The sequence below is a fragment of the Streptomyces sp. NPDC051104 genome (genome assembly GCF_040682835.1).
Classification (GTDB): domain Bacteria; phylum Actinomycetota; class Actinomycetes; order Streptomycetales; family Streptomycetaceae; genus Streptomyces; species Streptomyces cynarae.
Window position 1 is genome coordinate 69,916 of record NZ_JBFBBS010000017.1, and the last position, 19,867, is coordinate 89,782.

The window sequence follows — 19,867 nt, forward strand, 5'->3', positions numbered from 1 at the left end:
GAGCGGGCGCTCCGGGTGCGCGCGATGATCGGATCCGTACGAGGACCGGCCCGCTCGGGAGGTGGCACGGATGTCGCTGGTGTCAGGGACGCGACTGCCACTGCCCGGCCCGCTGGCCGACGGCCTGGCCGCCGGTGCCCGGGGTGCCGCGGAGGCGGCCGTGACGCTGCTCGGCCTCGACCGGCGGGACGTGTGGTCCCGCCCGGGCCGCTGCCACATCCAGGTCCGCGGCGTGCACGGCCCCCGCGGCATGCGGGTCGGCCGGATCGTGGAGCGCGCTCTGGAGGAGCATCCCGGGGTGCTGTGGGCGCGTGTGAACGCACCGGCGGAACGGGTCGTCGTGGAACTGGCCTCGCCGCCGCCGTCGCGGCAGGAGCTGCTCCGGATCGTCGCCCACGCCGAGGCCCACGGGGCCGCCGTCACCGCGGAGCCCGGCGAGTACGACGAATGGTGCCCCGAACCGCACCACCCCTGTGAGGCGCCGCGCAGCCGGCCCACTCTCCCGCTCCTCGCCGCGGACATCGCGGGCCTGATCCTCACGCTCGCCACCCGCCTGTCGCCGTGGACACCGCTGCCGGCCGAGGTGGGGGCGCTGGCCACCGCCGTCCAGTGCCACCCCTGGCTGCGCAGGCTGGTCACCTCCGGCCTCACGGAACTGGACCGCCCCGAATCGGTGGTTCCGACGCTCAACGCGCTCGTCCAGGGCCTGGCCACCCGTGGCGGAGGACTCATGCTCGACGCCGCGCAGCGCATCGCGCAGTGGCGGGAGGCGAACGCGACCCTCGAGGCGTGGGCGGACGCGGAGCCGCGGCTGGTGCGGGGACCCGAGCACGCGCAGGCCGAGCCGGTCGTCGTGGAACGGCCGCGAGTCCACCGCGACGTGACGACATGTTACGCCGAACGGGCCATGGGGGCGGGCGCCGCCGTGGGCGCCCTGACCGCGCCGTACGCGGGACTGCGGCGCGCGCTCGCGGTGGCGCTGGCCGGCATGCCGAAGGCTCCCGAGGCCGGGCGGGAGGGCTTCGCCACCAGCCTCGGCCGGTTCCTCGCGCTGCGCGGCGTCGTGGCCATGGACCGCGGTGCGCTGCGCCGCCTGGGCCAGGTGGACACCGTGGTGCTGGACGTGGACGTGGTGCGGGGCGGGCGGTACGAGCTGACCGACCTGGTGCCGCTCGACGGCGCCGACACCGAACAGTGCTCCGACCGGCTCTTCGCCCTGTTCGACCCGGCCGCGCCGACACGGGTCCGGCGCGACGGCGAAGGCTGGGTGCTCGGCCCGCTGGAGGACCTGGAACTGACCGGCCGCACCGGGCGCCCGGCCGCCGAGCGGCTGCGGTCCCGGGGCAGCGAAGGGGTGCTGGGACTCGCCCTGCGGCGCCGCCTGATGGCCGTCGCGGGCGTGGCGACGCAGACCCTTCCGGGCGCGCAGGCCCTGGCCGCGGCCGCCAGACGTTCCCAGATCCGGGTGGTCCTCGCCGGCGACCCGACCGACCCGCGGCTCGGCTTCGTCGACGCGACGGTGCCCTCGGGGCACCGCCTGGTGGCGTCGGTGCGGGCCCTGCAGGCGGACGGCGCGGTGGTGCTGCTGGTGTCGGGCAACCGCCGTGCGCTCGCGGCGTCGGACTGCGGCATCGGCGTGCACCGGGACGGGGAGCCGCCGGCCTGGGGCGCCGACCTGCTGGTCGGCACCGATCTGGAGTCGGTGGCGCTGATCCTGTCCGGCGTCGGCGTGGCCCGCCGGGTCGACAGGGACAGCGCCGTGCTGTCCACCGGCGGCAGCGGCATCGGCGCGGTGGCGGCGTTGCGGGCACCGGCCGCCGAAGCGTGCTCGCGCGGGCAGGCGGCGTGCAACACGGCCGGGGCGATCGCCTTCTGCCTGGGCGTCTGGCGCGCCCGGCAACTCTGCTCCCGCCCCGTCACCCCCTCCGTGGCGATCGTGCCCTGGCACCTGATGCCGCCCGCGCGGGTCCTTCAGAGGCTGCGGACGTCCGCCGACGGGCTCTCCCCGCAGGAGGCCGCCGCGCGGGCCGAAGGCCCCTCGGGGACGGGTGCCGCGCCGCACACCACCCTGCTGTCCGCGTTCGTCGAGGAACTGGCCAACCCGCTGACTCCGGTGCTCGCGGGCGGGGCCGCCCTGGCCGCCGCCGTCGGGTCCAGGGCGGACGCCGCACTGGTCGCCGCGGTCACCGCCACCTCGGCGCTGGTCGGCGGTGTGCAGCGGGTCCGCACCGAGCGTGCCCTCGCCGAGCTGACCGCGCGCTCCGCGGTCGGGGCACGGGTGCGGCGCGGGGGCGTCGAGCGGCTGGTCACCGCCGAGGAGCTGGTGCCGGGGGACGTCGTCGTGCTGAGGCCCGAGGACGTGGTGCCCGCCGACTGCCGGCTGCTGTACGCCGAGGGTCTGGAGGTCGACGAGTCGTCATTGACCGGCGAGTCCCTGCCCGTCGCCAAGACCCCGGCCCCCGTGGTCGCCGCGCAGCTCACCGGGCGCTCCTCGATGCTCTACGAGGGCAGCACGGTCTCCACCGGCGCGGCGGTCGCCGTCGTGGTGGCCACGGGCGCGGCCACCGAGGCAGGGCGCACCATGGCCACCGCGCGGGAGGCCGCACCGGTCACCGGCGTCGAGGCGCGTTTGTCGTCGCTGACCAAGGCCAGCCTCCCCGTGGCGACTGCCTCCGCGGTGGCGGTGGCCGGGGCGGGACTGCTGCACGGGCGCCAGTTGGCCCAGAGCCTCGCCTCCGCGGTGAACCTGGCCGTCGCCTCGGTCCCCGAAGGGCTGCCGTTCCTCGTCAACGCCGCCCAACTGGCCTCCGCGCGCCGCCTGGCCGAGCAGGGCGCCCTCGTCCGCAACCCGCGCACCATCGAGGCACTGGGCCGGGCCGATGTGCTCTGCTTCGACAAGACCGGCACCCTCACGGAGGGCAACCTCCAGCTCGTCGCGGTCAACGACGGAGAGCGGAACGTGTCCGTCGACCGGCTGGGCCCGCGGCACAAGGCGATCCTGTCCGCGGCGCTCCGGGCCACTCCCGTCGCCCGGCAGTCCGAGCCGATGGCCCACCGGACCGACCGGGCGGTGGACGCCGGGGCCCGCCGGGCGCGGGTGTCGGTCGGCCGCGGCGCGCCCGGCTGGCGGCGCACCGGCACCCTGCCCTTCGACCCGTCCCGGGCCTACCACGCCACGGTGGGCCGCACCGCCGGCTCCACCCTGCTGAGCGTCAAGGGCGCCCCGGAGACCGTACTGGCCCGCTGCTTGCGCAGACGACGGAACGGGACCGAGAGCGTGCTCGACGACGCCGGGCGCAAGGCACTCGCCCGGGCCACGGAGGAGCTCGCCGGCGCGGGCCGCCGCGTCCTCGCCGTGGCCGAACGCCCCCTGGGGCAGGACGAGGAGCTGACCGACGACGCGGTGCGGGACCTGGTCTTCGTGGGCTTCGTCGTCCTCGCCGACCCGGTACGCCCTTCAGCCGCGCCGGCCACCGCCCGGCTGCGCGCGGCGGGCGTGCACACCGTCCTGCTCACCGGGGACCACGCCGCCACCGCGGAGGCCATCGCGGCCTCCGTCACCGGCGAGCCGCACCAGAAGGTCTGCACCGGGCCGGAGTTGGACGTGCTCGACGACGACGAACTCGACGCGCTGCTGCCCACGGTGGACGTGATCGCGCGGTGCACCCCGCACCACAAGGTCCGCATCGTCGAGGCGTTCCAGCGGCTCGGCCGCGTGGTGGCGATGACCGGCGACGGTGCCAACGACGCCCCGGCCATCCGGCTCGCCGACGTCGGCATCGCCCTGGGGCGGCGCGGCACGCCCGCGGCGACGGCCGCGGCCGATCTCGTCATCGGTGACGACCGTCTGGAGACGATCGTCGCCGCGCTGACCGAGGGCCGGGCGATGTGGACCTCGGTCAGGACCGCGCTGGCCATCCTGATCGGCGGCAACCTCGGCGAGGTCACCTTCAGCGTGCTCGCCTCGGCCGTGGCGGGCAGCTCACCGCTCAGTGCCCGTCAGATCATGCTGGTGAACCTCCTCACCGACCTAGCTCCGGCGCTGTCCATCGCCGTCCGCACCCCGGCCGAGAGCACCAGGGAGCAGCTGCTCCGGGAAGGACCGCACCAGTCGCTGGGCACCCCGCTCACCCAGGAGATGGTGCAGCGTGGGCTCACCACGGCTCTCGGCGCGGGACTGGCCTGGACGGTCGCCCGGTTCACCGGCACGCGCCGCCGCGCCGCCACGGTCGCGCTGGTCGCGGTGGTCGGCACCCAGCTCGCCCAGACCCTCACCAGCGGCGGCGCGGACCTCCAGGTGCTCGCCGCCACCGTCGGTTCGGCCGCCGTGCTCGTCGGGATCGTCCAGACCCCGGGCCTCAGCCAGTTCTTCGGTTCCACTCCGCTCGGCCCCGTCGGCTGGGGCACCACTGTGGCGTCCATCGCGACCGCCACGCTCCTCCACGGGACGCTGAAGCCGCTCTCGCAGCGCCTGGCCGGTGCCGGATGGCTGCCCGCCGGGGCCGAGGCGCCCGGGGAGGCCGCGCCCGTGCCCGTGGCCGCCGCCCTGACGGCCTGGCTGAGCGGTGCGCTGTCCCGCCTGGGCCTGCCCGTACCCGGGGCGGGCGCTGTCGTCGCGTGAACGAAAAGCCGGCCCCGTATTTCCCGTCACTCCTCGGGCGTGTCCTCGTCCACCTGGTACGTCTTGGTCCAGGTGGCGCCACAGCGACAGCGGGACGACTCGATCAGTTCGCCGTTCTCGCTCACACTCAGACCGTGTCCGATGCGCACGTGAACATGTTCACCCACGGCGCGTCTCCTCTCGCTGACGGAAGCCGACGGAAATGCCATTGAACGAGATGCCGCGGCAGGGAGTAAGAGCGCGTTCGCATGGTGAGACGTTTCGAGAAACGTGCGCATTCCTCCCGGACGTCAGAATGGAAGGGAGGAAACGCCATGGCACGGATATTCGTCGACGGCGACGATCTCGTCGTACGCCTGAGGTGGCGGGAAAAGGCGGCCGCCCGCCACGGCGACGTACGGGTGCCGCTCGAGGCGGTACGCCGGGTGACCGTCGAACCCGACTGGTGGCGTGCCCTGCGGGGAGACGCCCGGCGGGGGCTGTGGATCCCCGGGACGCTGTGCGTCGGAACGCGGGGCCATCCCGGCGGAGAGGACTTCGTGGTGGTGCGGCCGGGCGCGCCCGTCGTGTGCGTCGCCCTGCGGCCCGGCGCCCCCTTCCGCCTCCTCGCCGTCTCGCTGCCGGACGGCGCCGAGGCCACGGCGCGACGACTGCGCCGTCTCGCACCCAGGATCGACTCCTCCACCTGCGCGCGGGAGGCGATCCCCGTCCCCGGGGAGAGTTGACCGCAGAACCCAGCGGCGGATTGTGCCGACGTGGGTTGCGGCCCCTGTCGTACGGGCGTTTTCTGGAAGTGTCCGGCGGTGAAACGAGCGCGAACGGGGCCACGGCACAGCCCGAGGACCCTCGCCTGCAGTGCCTCCCCCGGTAGCGGCTCCGTCCCGCCGCCGTCAGTCGGCGTTCGACGCGGAGGTGACGCAGGTGAAAGCCGTCGTCTATGAGAAGCCCTTCAGCGTGGCTGTGAGGGATGTCCAGGATCCCCGGATCGAGCACCCGAACGATGTGCTCGTACGGGTCACGTCGTCCGCGATCTGCGGTTCGGACCTGCACATGTACGAGGGCCGCACGGCGGCCGAGTCGGGCATCGTCTTCGGACACGAGAACCTCGGCATCGTCGAGGAGGTCGGCAGCGGCGTGACCTCCCTGTCCGAGGGCGACCGCGTGGTGATGCCCTTCAACGTCGCCTGCGGATTCTGCAAGAACTGCCTCGCTGGAAAGACCGGGTTCTGCCTCACGGTGAATCCCGGGTTCGCCGGCGGAGCCTATGGATATGTGGCGATGGGTCCGTTCACCGGTGGTCAGGCGGAGCGGCTGCGGGTGCCCTATGCCGATTTCAACTGCCTGAAACTGCCACCCGGTGAGGAGTTCGAGACCGATTTCGTCCTGCTCGCCGACATCTTCCCGACCGGTTACCACGGATGCGAACTCGCCCAGGTGTCCCCCGGTGAGAGCGTGGCCGTCTACGGTGCCGGCCCGGTGGGTCTGATGGCCGCCTACTCCGCGTTGCTGCGCGGGGCGTCGAAGGTGTTCTCCGTCGACCGGGTGCCCGAGCGGCTCGCCAAGGCGGAGGAGATCGGGGCCATCCCCATCGACTTCACCAAGGGCGACCCGGCCGAGCAGATCAAGGAACAGACGAACGGAGAGGGCACCGACAAGGGCGTGGACGCCGTCGGCTACCAGGCCCAGGCGCACGACGCCAGCCATGAGGAACCCGCCATCGTCCTCAACGAGCTCGTGGAGACGGTGCGGCCCACCGGCATGCTCGGTGTACCGGGCCTGTACGTGCCCTCCGACCCCGGCGGGCCCGACGAGCACGCCAAGCGGGGCCAGTTGCTGGTCTCCATCGGCCGGATGTTCGAGAAGGGTCAGCAGATGGGCACCGGCCAGTGCAACGTCAAGCGGTACAACCGCCAGCTGCGTGATCTGATCATCGCGGGGCGGGCCAAGCCCAGCTTCGTGGTCTCCCATGAACTGCCGCTGGACCAGGCGCCGCAGGCGTACGAGAAGTTCGACAAGAGGATCGAGGGCTACACCAAGGTGGTACTGCACCCCGGTCACGCCCTCGCGGCCTGAGCGACGGGTCCGGGCGCGCACGGGCGCCCGGACCCCGTCAGTTCTGGTAGGTCGGCGGCCATCCCGTGAAGGCGCTGACCGAGGCCTCCGCCCACGCGCTCGGTCCGGTGGTGGGCACCCGCGGGCACGGCGGCTTCACCGGCATGCTGCTCGGCCCGGTGAGCCAGGGAGTGCTGCACCACGCCCACTGCCCCGTCATCACCGCGCTGCACGACCTCCACGCATGAGCCGCTAGGAGCCTGCTCCGGTGCCGGTGCCGGTGCCGGTGCCGGTGGTGGTGGTACCGGCGGTGGTACCGGTCCCGGCAGCGCTGCCCTGATCTTCCTGCCCCGGGACTTCTCCCGGCACGCGGACCGGTGACGCCCCGGCCCGCAGATCCTCGACCGCGCGCTCCGGAAGGTTTCCGTCCGCTTCCCGCCGCTGCTCACGCTCCGGTCTCAGGACCTCCAGGACGGCGGAGCCGTCGATGGTCTCGCGGGTGACGAGCAGGCCGGCGAGCCGGTCCAGGGCCCGGCGGTGCTCCCGCAGCAGGCCGGTCGCCCGCTCCTCGGCCTCGCGCAGCAGACGTGCGGCCTCCTGGTCGATGATCCGCTGGGTCTGTTCCGAGTACGGCTGCCGCATCGAGTCCTCCGGGGTCTCGCCCAAGTAGTGCGGGCCCGCGGCGGCGTAGCCGACCGGGCCGAGCGCCGGGGACAGACCGAAGTCCCGCACCATGCGCGTGGCGATCTGGGTGGCCCCGGCCAGATCGTTGGCGGCGCCGCTGGAGCCCTCGCCGAAGACCACCAGCTCGGCCGCCCGGCCGCCGAGACGCACCGCGAGCAGATCCGTCAGATAGGCCTCGCTGTACAGATGGCGTTCGGCCTCGGGAAGCTGCTCGGTCACCCCGAGCGTCATGCCCGACGGCAGGACGGTGACCTTCGCGACGGGGTCGGCGTGCTCGCACAGCGCGGCGACCAGGGCATGCCCCGACTCGTGCACGGCGACCGAGTGGCGCTCCTCGGGCAGCAGGGCGTTGGACGCCTCGCGACGGCCCAGCAGGACCCGGTCGCGGGCGGCGTCCAGATCGTGCGGCTCGATCAGCACGCGGTCGGCCCGTACGGCGTTGATGGCGGCCTCGTTGACCAGGTTCGCGAGGTCGGCGCCGGAGAAGCCGGGAGTCGCGCGAGCCACGGTGCCGAAGTCGACGTCGGGCGACAGGATCTTGCCCCGGGCGTGGACGGTGAGGATCGCGGCGCGCTCGGCCTGGTTGGGCAGGGGGACGGTGACCTGCCGGTCGAACCTGCCGGGGCGCAGCAGGGCGGGGTCCAGCGCCTCCGGCCGGTTGGTGGCGGCGAGCACGACGATGCCCGTGGACTGGTCGAAGCCGTCCATCTCGGCCAGCAGCTGGTTGAGGGTCTGCTCGCGTTCGTCGTTGCCGCCGATGTGGCCGCTGCCCGAGCGGCGCGCGCCCACGGCGTCCAGCTCGTCGATGAAGACGATGGACGGCCCGCGCTTGCGGGCCTCGTCGAACAGGTCCCGCACCCGAGAGGCGCCCACGCCGACGAACATCTCCACGAACCCGGACCCGGTCACTGACAGGAACGGCACGTCGGCCTCACCGGCGACGGCACGCGCGAAGAGCGTCTTGCCGGTGCCGGGCGGTCCCACCATGATCACTCCGCGGGGTCCCTTGGCGCCGGCCGCCGCATAGCGCATGGGGTTGCGCAGGAAGTCGACGACCTCGCTGATCTCCTGCTTCACCCCGTCGTATCCGGCCACGTCGTCGAACCGGGTGGTGGGCCGCTCCGCCTCGATGATCTTCGCCCGGGAGCGGCCGATGGCGCTGAGCCCACCGGTGACCGAGCGCGCGGCACGGCGCCCGAACCACCAGAAGGCGCCGACCAGGAGCAGCAGCGGGAGGAAGGCGACGAAGAACGACAGGAACGGGTTGCCGCCGCTCTTGCTCTGCGAGGCGGTGATCTGCACGTGCTTGGCCTGGAGCTGCTGCTGCAGCGACCCGGTCCCCAGCGCGGTGGGCAGCTGGGTGGTGAACTTGGTGCCGTTCTTCAGACTGCCGCTGACCGCCCCCTTGTCGTTGATGTCGACCGTCTTGACCTGCCCGGCACCGACCTTGGCGGTGAAGTCGCTGTACGCCAGGTGGGCCGGCGGGGTCCCCGACGGGGCGCGCACCAGCATGATGACGACCAGGAACGCCACCCACAGCAGCGGAACGATCCACCACTGCCGGCCCCCCGGCGTGGGCCGCTGGTTCCCGGGCGGCCTCGGCGCGTCCCGGGGCGGCCCGGACTTGGCCGGTGGCGTGAGATGCCGGTGCGGCATCCGCACTCGCGTGATCACCACCCACCGCCTCCTCCCACCAATGCGATGTCACCCGGCGCCCGGCGGCGGGGCATTCCCGGGTCACTTCTCATGGTCTCTCGCCCGGCCCCGGAACGGCGCCCGGCCGGGTTAATACTCCAGCTGTAGATCGTGATCCGAGAGAGGTACGTCGGCGAGGGACGGCCGTTGTTCCAGCCACATCCCGTCGCACATGATGACTCTCCACCGTCGTTCCGGCTCGCCGCGCCAAGCGCGCACAGTCCTCGGGACCACGCGTAGATACAGAAAGGAACCCTCTTCCACGCGTGGATCCCACCCGAACTTGTCGGCGAACGCCTCCGCTGCGCCTCCGGGCACCTCCTGGTCCGGGAAGCACTCCGCCTCACCCTGGAGGAGCACCACGTCGAAGGTGTCCGGTAGCGACAGGCGCACGCGCGGCTCTTTGTGGACGTTCCGCGCAGTCACGGAAGTCGCGCTGGTGCACATCCACACTGCTCGCCCATCCCACAAGAACCACAGCGGCACCTGGTGCGGCCCGTGATCAGGGTGAGCCGTCGACACCCATACATCCCGCTCGGTGACGAGCCGCTCCAGAGTGTCGCGCATACGCTCCGGCGTCGGGCGACGGACGATTCCCGTGGTCTCCAGGACCGGACCCTAGCCAAGCAGGCGCGAAGCGCGCCTGAGGCGCAGGACCGACTCCCAGCGACCGATGAACCCCTCAGCTTTTGGCGCGGGGCGACCAACTTCGGTGCTCGGAGTGGCCAGCGGAAGTACTCAGTCACACTTGTCTCCGGTAGTGGCTGGCTCGTGATCGCGCCTGGTGGCTGCGTCGCCAGGCGGATCAGCTGAACCCGTGGTCCGGACCGTGAACGGGCCGGACCACAACACTGATGAACAGGCGCTGGATCTCGTTGCAGGTCAGCGGGATCAGGTCGCCCGGCGTGGGGCGGTGTGCGTGTTCATCGGCGCGGACGACGGCGAGGAAGGCATGGGCCGGCATCGCGAGGGTCACCCAGTGGACCCTGAAGACCTTTCCCCGGCCGTGACCGCCCGCTCTCACCCGACGAGCACGTCCGCCCAGCGACTGGACCCGCCGGGATGCGTCTGTACGCCGCACCGGGCCGACAGCGTGGTGACGATGTCGATGCCCCGGCCGTGCTCGTCCGGGTCGACCTCGCAGGACGTACACGCGGGTCCCATGTCGGTCACGCCGACCCGTACGGCATCGCGACCGTCCACCAGGATCCGTGACAGCCTGAGCGTGGCCGGGGGCATGGCGTGCACGAGCGCGTTGGTGAGCAGCTCCGAGGTCACCAACAGCACGTCGTCAGCGGCGTCCGCGGGCAGGTTCCAGCAGGTGAGGACCGCCTGGACGCGACGGCGCACCGCCGAGACGGCCCTGGGCGCGTGCGGCAGCGGAAAGACGTGTTCCACGCCCACGCGCGGCGCCGCGTCGAGCTGCGCTGTGATCATGGGGCTTCCTCCTCGGACAGCGCCACCGGCCGGAAGCCGGGCGTGATGGAACGCTAAGGAAGGAAATGTTGCGGGTCAATGAACTGCGGTCGGCATTACCGAACACAAGTCCTTAATCGGGACGAATCCGGACTATGATCGCTTCATGGCAGGCCCGGTCCAGTCCATCGAGAGGGCGGCGGCGATCTTGCGCCTGCTCGCCGCCGGCCCCCGTCGGCTCGGACTCGGCGAGGTGGCGTCCGCGCTGGGTCTGGCCAAGGGCACCGCCCACGGCATCCTGCGCACCCTGCAGCACGTCGACTTCGTGGAGCAGGACGCGACGACGGGAAAGTACCAGCTCGGTGCGGCCCTGCTGCACCTCGGCACCAGCTACCTCGACGTGAACGAGCTGCGGTCGCGCGCCATCAACTGGGCCGACGCCCTGGCCGCCCGCAGCGGGGAGGCGGTCCGCCTGGGCACACCCCTGGAGGGCAAGGTGCTCGTGGTCCACCACGTCTTCCGGCCGGACGACACCCTCCAGACCCTGGACGTGGGCGCGCTGCTGCCGCTGCACGCCTCCTCCCTCGGCAAGGTTCTGCTGGCCTTCGGGGCTGCGCCCGTGGAATCCCTGCTGGGGACCGAACTGGAGGCGTACACCCGGCACACCCTGGTCCTCCCGGAGGACCTCACCCGGGCGCTCGGCGAGATCCGGGAGCTCGGCTGGGGCGCCGAGGTGCAGGAGATGAGCGTCGGCGAGGGCGGGATCGCCGCACCGATCCGGGGGCACGGCGGTCTGGTGGTCGGCGCGATCGGCCTGTCCGGCCCCGTCGAGCGGATCTGCGACACCAAAGGCCGGCCCCTGCCGGCCCTGATCACCTTGCTCCGGGAGGCGGCGCGGGCGATCTCGAGAGACCTGGGCGCGGCCCGCTGGTAGGTCCGGGCACCCCGGCGACGCATGGGAAGGCAGGCCCGATCATGGTTGAACGGTATGTGGTGTCCATCGACCAGGGCACCACGTCCACGCGGTGCATCCTGTTCGACCACCGCGGGCGGCTGGTGTCGGTCGCCCAGAGGGAGCACCAGCAGTACTTCCCCCGGCCCGGTTGGGTGGAGCACGACGCCGTGGAGATCTGGCGCAACCTGCAGCGCGTGGTGCCAGAGGCCCTGGCCAACGCCGGTATCGACCCCGGACAGGTCGCCGCCATAGGGATCGCCAACCAGCGCGAGACGACCGTCCTGTGGGATCCGCTCACCGGGGCCCCCCTGGGACGGGCGATCGTCTGGCAGGACACCCGTACCGGCCCGATGGTCGAGGACCTCATGGACCGGCCGGGGGAGGAGTTCTTCCTAGACCGCTGCGGCCTTCCCCCCTCCACCTACTTCTCCGCGCCCCGGATCCGCTGGCTGTTCGACAACGTCGGGGGCCTCGAGCAGCGGGCCCAGGCCGGCGAGGTGCTGTTCGGCACCATCGAGAGCTGGCTGATCTGGAACCTGACCGGTGGCACCGACGGCGGTCTGCACATCACCGACGTCACCAACGCCAGCCGCACCATGCTGATCAACATCCGGACGCTGACCTGGGACCAGGAACTGATGGAGTTCTTCGGGGTGCCGCGCCCGATGCTGCCGGAGATCCGCTCCTCCGCCGAGATCTACGCCGAGGCCCGCTCGGTACTCCCGGGCGTGCGCATCACGGCCGCCCTCGGCGACCAGCAGGCGGCCCTGTTCGGGCAGACCTGCTTCTCGCCCGGCGAGGCGAAGTGCACCTACGGCACCGGCAGCTTCCTGCTGATGAACACCGGTACCGACCTCGTGCGGTCCCGGCACGGGCTGCTCACCACCGTCGCGTACAGGATCGCCCCCCATCCCACGGTCTACGCCCTGGAGGGCCCCATCGCCGTCACCGGCTCCCTGGTCCAGTGGTTCCGCGACCGTCTCGGCCTGATCAACAGCGCACCCGAGATCGAGACCCTGGCCCGTACCGTCGAGGACAACGGCGGCTGCTACATCGTCCCCGCGTTCTCCGGACTGTTCGCCCCCCACTGGCGCAGCGACGCACGCGGCGTCATCGTCGGCCTCACCTCCTACATCACCAAGGGCCACCTGGCCCGGGCCGTCCTGGAGGCCACCGGCTGGCAGACCCGGGAGGTCGTCGACGCGATCAACGCGGACTCCGGGCTCGCCCTGAAGCAGCTCAAGGTGGACGGCGGCATGACCTCCGACAACCTGCTCATGCAGATCCTGGCCGATGTGCTCGACGTTCCCGTGGTACGGCCGATGGTCGCCGAGACGGTCTCCCTCGGCGCCGCCTACGCCGCCGGACTGGCCTCCGGCTACTGGCCCGATCTGGAGGTGCTGCGCCGCAACTGGCACCGGGCCGCCCAGTGGCTGCCCGACATGGACCCCGAGCGGCGGGAGTGGGAGTACGAGAACTGGCAGCGGGCCGTCGAGCGGTCCCTGGGCTGGATCCGGCCGCCGAAACACTCCTCGTGACGGAGGCGACGGAACCAACCGTGGCAGCAGAGCCGCTCGCTCAGGTCCGCCGTCCCCGCAGGAGCGCGCGGATCCGCCGGCGTGCGCCCTCTTCCGTGAGGCCGGCGGGTCGCGGCGGCTCGGTCTCCGCGTCCACCACGAACTCCACGACCACGGGCCGGCGCGCCGCGAGAGCGGCGTCCCAGGCGGCGCCGATGTCCTTCGGGCGGTAGCAGTGGACGCCCTCCAGACCGAGCAGGCGGGCGTAGGCGGCGTAGGGCACGTCCGGGACCGAGGAGGTACCGCTCAGCCGGGGATTGCCGGTGGCCGCCCGCCGGTCCCAGGTGGCCTGGTTGAGGTCGCGGTTGTTGAACACGCAGAAGACCAGCGGGGGGCCGCCGGACAGGCGGTCCAGGTGGTCCTTGACGGTGATCATCTCGGCCATCCCGCTCATCTGGAAGGCGCCGTCGCCCACGAAGGCGATGACCGGCCGGTCCGGATACGCGAATCGGGCCGCCAGGGCGTACGGGACGGCGGTGCCCATGGCCGCGTGGTGCCCCGAGAGCGCGGCGCGCATGCCGGCGCGCAGGTGGAGATGGCGCGCCCACCACACGGTGCTGGAGCCCGCGTCGGCCGTGAGCAGCGCCCGGTCGGGGAGCCGGTCGGAGAGCTCGGTGGCGACGGCGGCCGGGTTGATGAGGTGCCCGAAGTGCTGCCGGGCCTCGGTGCGCCGGTTCCTGTGCCAGGTCCGCACGCTCTTCTCGACGCTTCGGTGCCAGGCGCGGTTCTTCTTGTGGCGCAGCAGGGGCAGCAGCGCCTCGAGGGTCGCCTTCGGATCGCCGACCAGACGCACGTCCCCCGGCCGGCACGGAACGGTCACCCCCGCCTCCGGGTTGATCTCGACGCTCCGCACCGCCCACCGGCCGGGCGGCAGCCAGGCCTCGCGGGGCCCCGCCCCGACCAGCAGTAAGGTGTCGCAGGCACGCACCAGCCTCTCGCTGGCCGGACTGGCGACCCGGCCCGCCGGACCGGTCACGTACCCCAGGTCGTCGGGCAGAACGTCCAGCGCCAGCAGCGCCTTCGCCACTCCGGCACCGAGCAACTCGGCCGCCCGCTCGACCTCCGCCCCCGCACGCGCAGCGCCCCGCCCGATGACCATGGCGACTTTCCGGCCCTCGTCGAGGATGGCGGCCGCACGGCGGAGCTCCCCCTCCTCCGGCATCAGGAGCGGCCGGCTCCGTCCGAGCGCGAGGACGTCCGCCGGAACCGCCCTCCCGGCCGATGGCGGGGCCTGCTGGTCCAGGACGTCGGCCGGCAGGATCACCACGGCGACACCGCGCCGGGCCGACGCCGTCCGGAAGGCCCGGTCCAGGACGGGCCCCGCCTGGTCCGGAGAGATGACGACCTCGCAGGACTCCGCCACGTCCGCGCACAGCCGGTCCAGGTGCACCGCCTGCGGCCGGCGTGGCCCCGGGCCGGTACGCGGCGTGTCACCGAGCAGGGCCACCACCGGCTGCCGGTCCAGCTGGGCGTCGTACAGGCCGTTGAGGACCTGCACGGCCCCCGGCCCGGACGGGGCGAGGCAGCAGCCGACCGTGTCCGTGAACCGCGCGTGCCCGCAGGCCATGAAGGAGGCGGCCTCGCCGTGCCGCGCCTGGACGAACTCCGGCTCCCGGCCCGCCCGGCGGAAGGCCTCCAGCAGCGGGTCGGCCCCCTGCCCCGGATAGCCGTACACCCGGACGACGCCCCAGGCGCGCAGGCGCTCCCGTACGACTTCCGAAACCACGGCCATGAGTCCTCCCAGCACATGTGCTGGGAGGAGACCTGCCCCGGGCTCGGCCGTCCCCGACCGCGACCGGGGCGAATGGGTCCCGCCGGACCGCTTTTTCCACCCATTGGCGCAGGTCCCCGCCAGGTGTTGCCCGGCCGCCGGCGGAGGCCGGACGCGGGCACCCGTCCGGCGCAGCGGGCGTTTCGCCCGCGCCACGAGAGGACACGGCTGTGTCGATCGGAAGCGGACGGCTGCCCCGGGAAGGACGAGCGCGTGCCGGCGTCGGAGGATGAGCGGTCCAGTGCGGCGGAGCACCGCGGAGAGCGCCTGGTGTCGGTGCTCGACCGGCGCATGCCGCTGCGGACGCTGGCACAGGAGTACCTGCGCAAAGCCTTTCCCGACCACTGGTCGTTCCTGCTCGGCGAGATCGCCCTCTACAGCCTGCTCGTCCTGGTCGTGACGGGTGTCTACCTCACGTTCTACTTCCACCCGGACATGACCGAGACGTCGTACACCGGCTCCTACGCCCCGCTGCGGGGCACCCGGGCCTCCCAGGCGTACATCTCGGCGCTGAACATCAGTTTCGACGTCCGGGGCGGGCTGCTCATCCGGCAGATCCACCACTGGGGAGCGGACGTCTTCGTCGCCGCCATCGGCTGCCATCTGCTGCGGATCTTCTTCACCGGAGCCTTCCGCCGCCCCCGCGAGATCAACTGGATGATCGGGGTGACGTTGTTCCTGCTGGCCCTGTTGGAGGGGTTCTGCGGCTACTCGCTCCCCGACGACCTGCTCTCCGGCACGGGGCTGCGCACCTCGCAGGGGATCGTGCTGTCGATCCCCGTCATCGGCACCTATCTGAGCTTCTTCGTCTTCGACGGCCAGTACCCGGGACACGCCGTCATCCCCCGGCTGTACATCGCGCACGTCCTGCTGGTCCCCGGCCTGCTGCTGCTGCTGGTCCGGGTGCACCTCGGGCTCGTGGTGCAACTCAAGCACACCCAGTGGGCCGAGCCCGGCCACACCAACCGCAACGCGGTCGGCAAGCCGCTGTTCCCCCAGTACGCCGCCAAGTCGGCGGGTCTGTTCTTCGCCGTCGCCGGTGCCCTCGCCCTGATGGCGGCGCTGTTCCAGATCAACCCGATCTGGGATTTCGGTCCCTACCGCACGGACCATGTGTCGCTGGACTCGCAGCCCGACTGGTACGTCGGCTATCTGGAGGGCGCCCAGCGCCTGATGCCCGCCTGGGAGACGAACTTCGCCGGCCACACGATCGCCTGGGACGTGTTCCTGCCCGGGGTGGCGCTGCCCGCCGTGCTGTTCGGGGTCCTCTACTGCTATCCACTGTTCGAACGCTGGCTGACGGGACCGTCCCACGAGCACCACCTGTGCGACCGGCCGCGCAACCAGCCCACGCGCACGGCGCTCGGTGTGGTGGGCGTGACCGTCTACGTGGTGCTGCTGATGGCCGGGGGCCAGGACGTGCTCGGGTACGTCTTCCACGTTCCGGTCGAGTACCTGACGTACGCCTTCCGCACCCTGCTGTTCGTCGGCCCCCTCTTCGCCTACTGGGCGACGCGGCGTCTGTGCCTGGCGCTGCAGGCGGCGGACCGGCGCAGGCTGCGGGAGGGAGGGGGCACCGGGGACGTACGGCGGACGGCGGACGGCGGCTACCGCGAGGGCCGGACACCGCTCCCGGCCGAGGAGGCCTACCGGATCCTGGTGCGCGACACCCCCCGCCCCAGGGCGCACGGCACGGAGGCGTGGCGGCTCTTCCGCCGGCACCGGGTGCGCAACCGGCTCAGCGCCTGGTACTTCGGCGACCGCGTCGAACTGCCCGCCGACGACTGGCAGAGGCGGGCGGTGCGGGCCGTGACCGCCGACCCGGAGGAGGCCGAGAAGGCCCACAGCGCCTGAGGGCCCGCGGGGTCAGCCGGTGCGTCGCAGCTCCCGGGCCTCCTCCGCGTGGATCCACCGCCAGGTCACCGTCAGCGCCGCGAGACCGACCGGCAACATGGACACCACCATGGCGAGCCCCGCCGCGTCCTCACCCGCGGCGATCAGCCCCACGGCGGGCAGGTCGAGCAACGGCATGGACAGGTAGAGGTAAAGGCATCTGCCGGGGTCGGTCAGACGGTGCCGGGTGCCCACGACCGGCAGCCAGAACCACACCGCCGCCACCACCACGGCCGCCTCCCACCAGGCCATGGGGCCCGGTGGCCGGGCAGCAGCCCCGGCATGCGCGAGCGTCACCGCGGCGTGCAGCACGAGGAAGAGCGGCAGCGCGGCCCCCGCGGGCAGCGACAGGCGCCACCACACGGGGTGCCGCCTGGTGGCCCGGATCATGCCCGGGACCAGCGCGGACACCGACAGGCCGGTCACCGCCATGCTCCACACGGGGCCGGCCATCGCGTGCCCGGTCACGCCTCATCCCTCGCCGGGGGTGGAGGCGCCCCGTACTGCCAGGGCGGCGGCCACCCCCAGCAGCGGGACGGCCACGACCAGCAGCCACAGGCCGTAGACGGCGGAGAGTACGCCCAGGGTGATCCCCGCCGCCGCGGGCAGGACCGCCGCCGCGCCGCCCCGGGGCAGCCGGTAGCGGGTGTGCTGTTCGGGCCCGGCCTCCGATGACCCGAGCACGAGCAGTGCGGCCAGTTCGAGCAGCGCCACCGCCGAGCCCCACAGCCAGTAGACGAGGCTCGCTTCCCCGTAGACGGCGAGGACCGCGAGCAGCACGCCGTTGAGCAGCCCCCACCCGGCCACCATGACCGCCGCCGCGTGCCGTTTCACCCGCGGCTCCCGGACAGCGCTGCCCGGTCGTCCGGCTTCCCCCGCCCCTCCCGCAGCGTCAGCAGCGGGGCGTGGCCGTGCACCGGCGGCACCGGATACTCCGGCGTGAAGTTCGTGGCCGGCGGCGGCGAGGAGGTGGCCCATTCCAGGGTGTTGGCACCCCACGGGTCGGGCGGCGCGGGCACATGGCGGCCCAGCGAGCGCTTGCGCAGCGTCCACAGCACATTGACGACGAACACGACCATGCCCGCCGCCAGCACGGCGGCTCCGCAGCTGGCGAGCAGGTTGAGCAGGCCGAATCCGTCGAAGGGGGCGTAGCTGACGACGCGGCGCGGCATGCCCTCGTAGCCGAGGGCGAACATCGGCAGGAAGGTCAGGTTGGTGCCGATCACCAGCAGCACGAAGTGCAGACGGCCCAGGCGCTCGCCCAGCTCCACACCGGTGGCCTTCGGGAACCAGAAGTAGACGGCCGCGAACAGCCCGAAGGCGCTGCCGGCGAACAGCACGTAGTGCAGATGGGCCACCACGAAGTAGCTGTCCGTCAGGTGGTAGTCGAGGACCGGGGTGCCGACCATGATCCCGGTCAGGCCCCCGATCAGGAACTGCGGCAGGAAGGCGAGGGCGAAGAGCATCGGGGTGCGGAAGACCAGCCGGCCGCCGAGCACCGTGCCGATCATGGCGAAGTACTCCACGCCCGCCGGGACCAGCAGGCTGATCGACGTCAGGGAGTAGTAGTCGTTCGCAACCTGCCCGGTCGCGAACATGTGGTGGGCCCACACACTCATCGACAGGGCGGCGAACACGAGCAGGGACAAGACGGTCCCCTTGTAGCCGAAGAAGGCCCGCCCGGAGAAGACGGCCAGCACCTCGGCGACCGCCCCGAGATACGGGAAGAACATCACGTACACGACCGGGTGGCCGTAGAACCAGAACAGGTGCTGGTAGCCGATGTTCCACGCGTTCGCGTGGAAGACGGACGGGTCGGCGCGGCCCGCGGCGAGCAGGGCCATCGCGGCCAGGAGCGAGGGGAAGGAGCCGATGACCATCAGGCAGCTGGCGACCATGGACCAGGTGAAGATGGGCATCCGCAGCATGGTCATCCCCTGGGTCCGCTTGCGCAGCGCCGTCCAGAGCACGGTCCAGCCCATGAGGATCATGCCCGTGGTGGAGAGCACCACGCCGACGATCCACAGGTCGGGTCCCACGCCGGGGGAGAAGTCGCTGTCGGCCAGCGGCGGGTACGAGAACCAGCCCGAGCTGGCGCTGCCGTTGGTGGCGGCGAGACTGACCAGCACCAGAACGGCCCCGCACACGTAGAGCCAGTAGCCGAGCAGCGTGGTGCGCGGCGCGGCGACGGCCGGGGCACCGATCTGCAGCGGGACCAGGTAGACACCGATCCCGAGGGCGAACGGCGTGATGACCAGGTAGATCATCCCCGAGCCGTGCAGGGTGAACAGCTGGTTGTAGGTGTGCGGGAGCACCAGGTCCAGCTCCGGCTGGGCGAGCTGACCGCGCATGATCAGGGCGAAGACGCCCATCACCAGCAGCAGCACCAGCGAGGTGGCGACGGTCAGCAGACCGATCCGCTTGTGGTCGGTGCTGGTCGCCCAGCCGAGCCAGTTCCCCGCCGGCACCTCCATGGACCCGCTCGGCGCCTGAGCGGTCGTCATGCGGGCGTACCGCCCGCCGGCGCCCCCGCGTGCTGTGCCAGCCACTTGTCGTACGCCGCGGGCGAGACGGCCTTGAGCCAGAAGTCCATGGTGTGGTGGCGGTCCCCGCAGAACTCCCCGCACCGGCCGATCCAGCGGCCCTCGCGGTCCACGGTGAGGGTGACGGTGTTCACGTGGTGCGGGAAGATGTCCCGCTTGTAGCGGAGATCGGGCACCCACAGCGAGTGGATGACGTCCGGTGAGGCCATCTTGAACCTGATGGGCCGTCCCGTCGGCACCACGAGAGTCGGTCGCCTTCCCGCCCGGCAGTCGGCACTCACCCGGAGCGACTTCCTGGCCTGCGGGTAGTCGAACCGCCAGCACCACTGGAACGCCGTGACGGTCACCTCGACCGGATCGCCGTGCGCCGCCGCGTGGTGCTCGTCGTGATTCTGCCGGGCCGTGCAGACCACCAGGAAGGCCGCCACGGCGACCAGCACGGCGACGTAGAAGGCTTCGGGACGGGTGTGTTCGAGTCGGCGCGACGGGCGGCGCCGGGCCCCCGCCCGGCGTCGTACCACGGCGAGGAACACCAGCACCGCGACGACGGCGAACACGAACGCGGCGAGGGCGGACTCGAGGGCGAACACCGTCCCGAAGAACTGCCGCGTGGTCATGGGGCTCCTGTGGTGTCGCGCCGGACGCGTGAACAGGATCGGA

15 protein-coding genes and 2 pseudogenes are annotated in these 19,867 nt (G+C 72.3%); 7 read left to right on the top strand and 10 right to left on the bottom strand.

Annotated features, from left to right (window positions below; translation table 11 throughout):
• The first annotated feature begins 70 nt into the window (after window positions 1-70).
• Entirely contained in the window at window positions 71-4,621 is a 4,551-nt protein-coding gene (locus AB0N14_RS23160; protein ID WP_366027603.1) for an HAD-IC family P-type ATPase, read from the top strand.
• Window positions 4,622-4,647: 26 nt separating this feature from the next.
• Here AB0N14_RS23160 and AB0N14_RS23165 read toward each other — a convergent pair whose 3' ends face one another.
• Complete coding sequence (locus AB0N14_RS23165) at window positions 4,648-4,788, bottom strand: hypothetical protein (RefSeq protein ID WP_366027604.1); 141 nt, start codon at window positions 4,786-4,788, stop codon at window positions 4,648-4,650.
• 147 nt (window positions 4,789-4,935) lie between these two features.
• Here AB0N14_RS23165 and AB0N14_RS23170 point away from each other — a divergent pair, with 147 nt between their 5' ends.
• From AB0N14_RS23170 to AB0N14_RS23180, 3 genes and pseudogenes are all read left to right on the top strand, one after another.
• Window positions 4,936-5,346, top strand: a complete 411-nt coding sequence (locus tag AB0N14_RS23170) for a hypothetical protein (RefSeq protein ID WP_366027605.1) — start codon at window positions 4,936-4,938, stop codon at window positions 5,344-5,346.
• 196 nt (window positions 5,347-5,542) lie between these two features.
• The gene (locus AB0N14_RS23175) at window positions 5,543-6,694 is read left to right on the top strand and encodes a glutathione-independent formaldehyde dehydrogenase (protein ID WP_366027662.1); all 1,152 of its coding nucleotides are present in this window, start codon (window positions 5,543-5,545) and stop codon (window positions 6,692-6,694) included.
• Window positions 6,695-6,744: 50 nt separating this feature from the next.
• A pseudogene (locus AB0N14_RS23180) lies at window positions 6,745-6,921 on the top strand (universal stress protein); the annotation flags it as partial.
• 4 nt (window positions 6,922-6,925) lie between these two features.
• Here the strand turns inward: AB0N14_RS23180 and ftsH are convergent.
• From ftsH to AB0N14_RS23200, 4 genes and pseudogenes are all read right to left on the bottom strand, one after another.
• On the bottom strand, window positions 6,926-9,034 hold the full coding sequence (gene ftsH / locus AB0N14_RS23185; RefSeq protein ID WP_366027606.1) for an ATP-dependent zinc metalloprotease FtsH: 2,109 nt from the start codon (window positions 9,032-9,034) through the stop codon (window positions 6,926-6,928).
• A gap of 108 nt (window positions 9,035-9,142) precedes the next feature.
• Window positions 9,143-9,661, bottom strand: a complete 519-nt coding sequence (locus AB0N14_RS23190; RefSeq protein ID WP_366027663.1) for a pyridoxamine 5'-phosphate oxidase family protein — start codon at window positions 9,659-9,661, stop codon at window positions 9,143-9,145.
• 196 nt (window positions 9,662-9,857) lie between these two features.
• Window positions 9,858-10,031, bottom strand: a pseudogene (locus tag AB0N14_RS23195) (IS701 family transposase); the annotation flags it as partial.
• Between the two features lie 41 nt (window positions 10,032-10,072).
• Window positions 10,073-10,489, bottom strand: coding sequence for an ATP-binding protein (locus tag AB0N14_RS23200; protein WP_366027607.1), 417 nt, complete (start codon window positions 10,487-10,489; stop codon window positions 10,073-10,075).
• 145 nt (window positions 10,490-10,634) lie between these two features.
• Here AB0N14_RS23200 and AB0N14_RS23205 point away from each other — a divergent pair, with 145 nt between their 5' ends.
• Complete coding sequence (locus AB0N14_RS23205; RefSeq protein WP_366027608.1) at window positions 10,635-11,402, top strand: IclR family transcriptional regulator; 768 nt, start codon at window positions 10,635-10,637, stop codon at window positions 11,400-11,402.
• 41 nt (window positions 11,403-11,443) lie between these two features.
• The gene (gene glpK / locus AB0N14_RS23210; RefSeq protein ID WP_366027609.1) at window positions 11,444-12,961 is read left to right on the top strand and encodes a glycerol kinase GlpK; all 1,518 of its coding nucleotides are present in this window, start codon (window positions 11,444-11,446) and stop codon (window positions 12,959-12,961) included.
• 40 nt (window positions 12,962-13,001) lie between these two features.
• On the opposite strand, the gene AB0N14_RS23215 is transcribed toward glpK, so the two are convergent.
• Window positions 13,002-14,732 (bottom strand): thiamine pyrophosphate-dependent enzyme, encoded by a 1,731-nt coding sequence (locus tag AB0N14_RS23215; RefSeq protein ID WP_366027610.1) that lies wholly within the window; start codon window positions 14,730-14,732, stop codon window positions 13,002-13,004.
• Window positions 14,733-15,062: 330 nt separating this feature from the next.
• Between AB0N14_RS23215 and AB0N14_RS23220 the strand changes: the two genes are divergently transcribed.
• A complete protein-coding gene (locus AB0N14_RS23220; RefSeq protein ID WP_366027664.1) occupies window positions 15,063-16,625 on the top strand; it encodes a cytochrome b N-terminal domain-containing protein in 1,563 nt (520 codons plus the stop codon).
• 12 nt (window positions 16,626-16,637) lie between these two features.
• Here AB0N14_RS23220 and AB0N14_RS23225 read toward each other — a convergent pair whose 3' ends face one another.
• Genes AB0N14_RS23225 through AB0N14_RS23240 form a run of 4 tightly spaced genes read right to left on the bottom strand, consistent with a single transcriptional unit; the run spans window position 16,638 to window position 19,824 of the window.
• Window positions 16,638-17,132, bottom strand: coding sequence for a hypothetical protein (locus AB0N14_RS23225; RefSeq protein ID WP_366027611.1), 495 nt, complete (start codon window positions 17,130-17,132; stop codon window positions 16,638-16,640).
• A gap of 3 nt (window positions 17,133-17,135) precedes the next feature.
• The gene (locus AB0N14_RS23230) at window positions 17,136-17,498 is read right to left on the bottom strand and encodes a hypothetical protein (RefSeq protein ID WP_366027612.1); all 363 of its coding nucleotides are present in this window, start codon (window positions 17,496-17,498) and stop codon (window positions 17,136-17,138) included.
• On the bottom strand, window positions 17,495-19,168 hold the full coding sequence (locus AB0N14_RS23235) for a cbb3-type cytochrome c oxidase subunit I (RefSeq protein WP_366027613.1): 1,674 nt from the start codon (window positions 19,166-19,168) through the stop codon (window positions 17,495-17,497). Before AB0N14_RS23235 ends, AB0N14_RS23230 begins: the two co-directional genes overlap by 4 nt.
• Window positions 19,165-19,824, bottom strand: a complete 660-nt coding sequence (locus AB0N14_RS23240) for a cytochrome c oxidase subunit II (protein ID WP_366027614.1) — start codon at window positions 19,822-19,824, stop codon at window positions 19,165-19,167. The genes AB0N14_RS23235 and AB0N14_RS23240 overlap by 4 nt, the downstream gene beginning before the upstream one ends.
• Between the last annotated feature and the right edge of the window lie 43 nt (window positions 19,825-19,867).

Coding starts and splice junctions, on each gene's coding strand:
- AB0N14_RS23220 (WP_366027664.1), top strand. CDS start 15,063: ATGCCGCTGCGGACGCTGGCACAGGAGTACCTGCGCAAAGCCTTTCCC.
- AB0N14_RS23170 (WP_366027605.1), top strand. CDS start 4,936: ATGGCACGGATATTCGTCGACGGCGACGATCTCGTCGTACGCCTGAGG.
- AB0N14_RS23240 (WP_366027614.1), bottom strand. CDS start 19,824: ATGACCACGCGGCAGTTCTTCGGGACGGTGTTCGCCCTCGAGTCCGCC.
- AB0N14_RS23215 (WP_366027610.1), bottom strand. CDS start 14,732: ATGGCCGTGGTTTCGGAAGTCGTACGGGAGCGCCTGCGCGCCTGGGGC.
- AB0N14_RS23235 (WP_366027613.1), bottom strand. CDS start 19,168: ATGACGACCGCTCAGGCGCCGAGCGGGTCCATGGAGGTGCCGGCGGGG.
- glpK (WP_366027609.1), top strand. CDS start 11,444: ATGGTTGAACGGTATGTGGTGTCCATCGACCAGGGCACCACGTCCACG.
- AB0N14_RS23205 (WP_366027608.1), top strand. CDS start 10,635: ATGGCAGGCCCGGTCCAGTCCATCGAGAGGGCGGCGGCGATCTTGCGC.
- AB0N14_RS23200 (WP_366027607.1), bottom strand. CDS start 10,489: ATGATCACAGCGCAGCTCGACGCGGCGCCGCGCGTGGGCGTGGAACAC.
- AB0N14_RS23160 (WP_366027603.1), top strand. CDS start 71: ATGTCGCTGGTGTCAGGGACGCGACTGCCACTGCCCGGCCCGCTGGCC.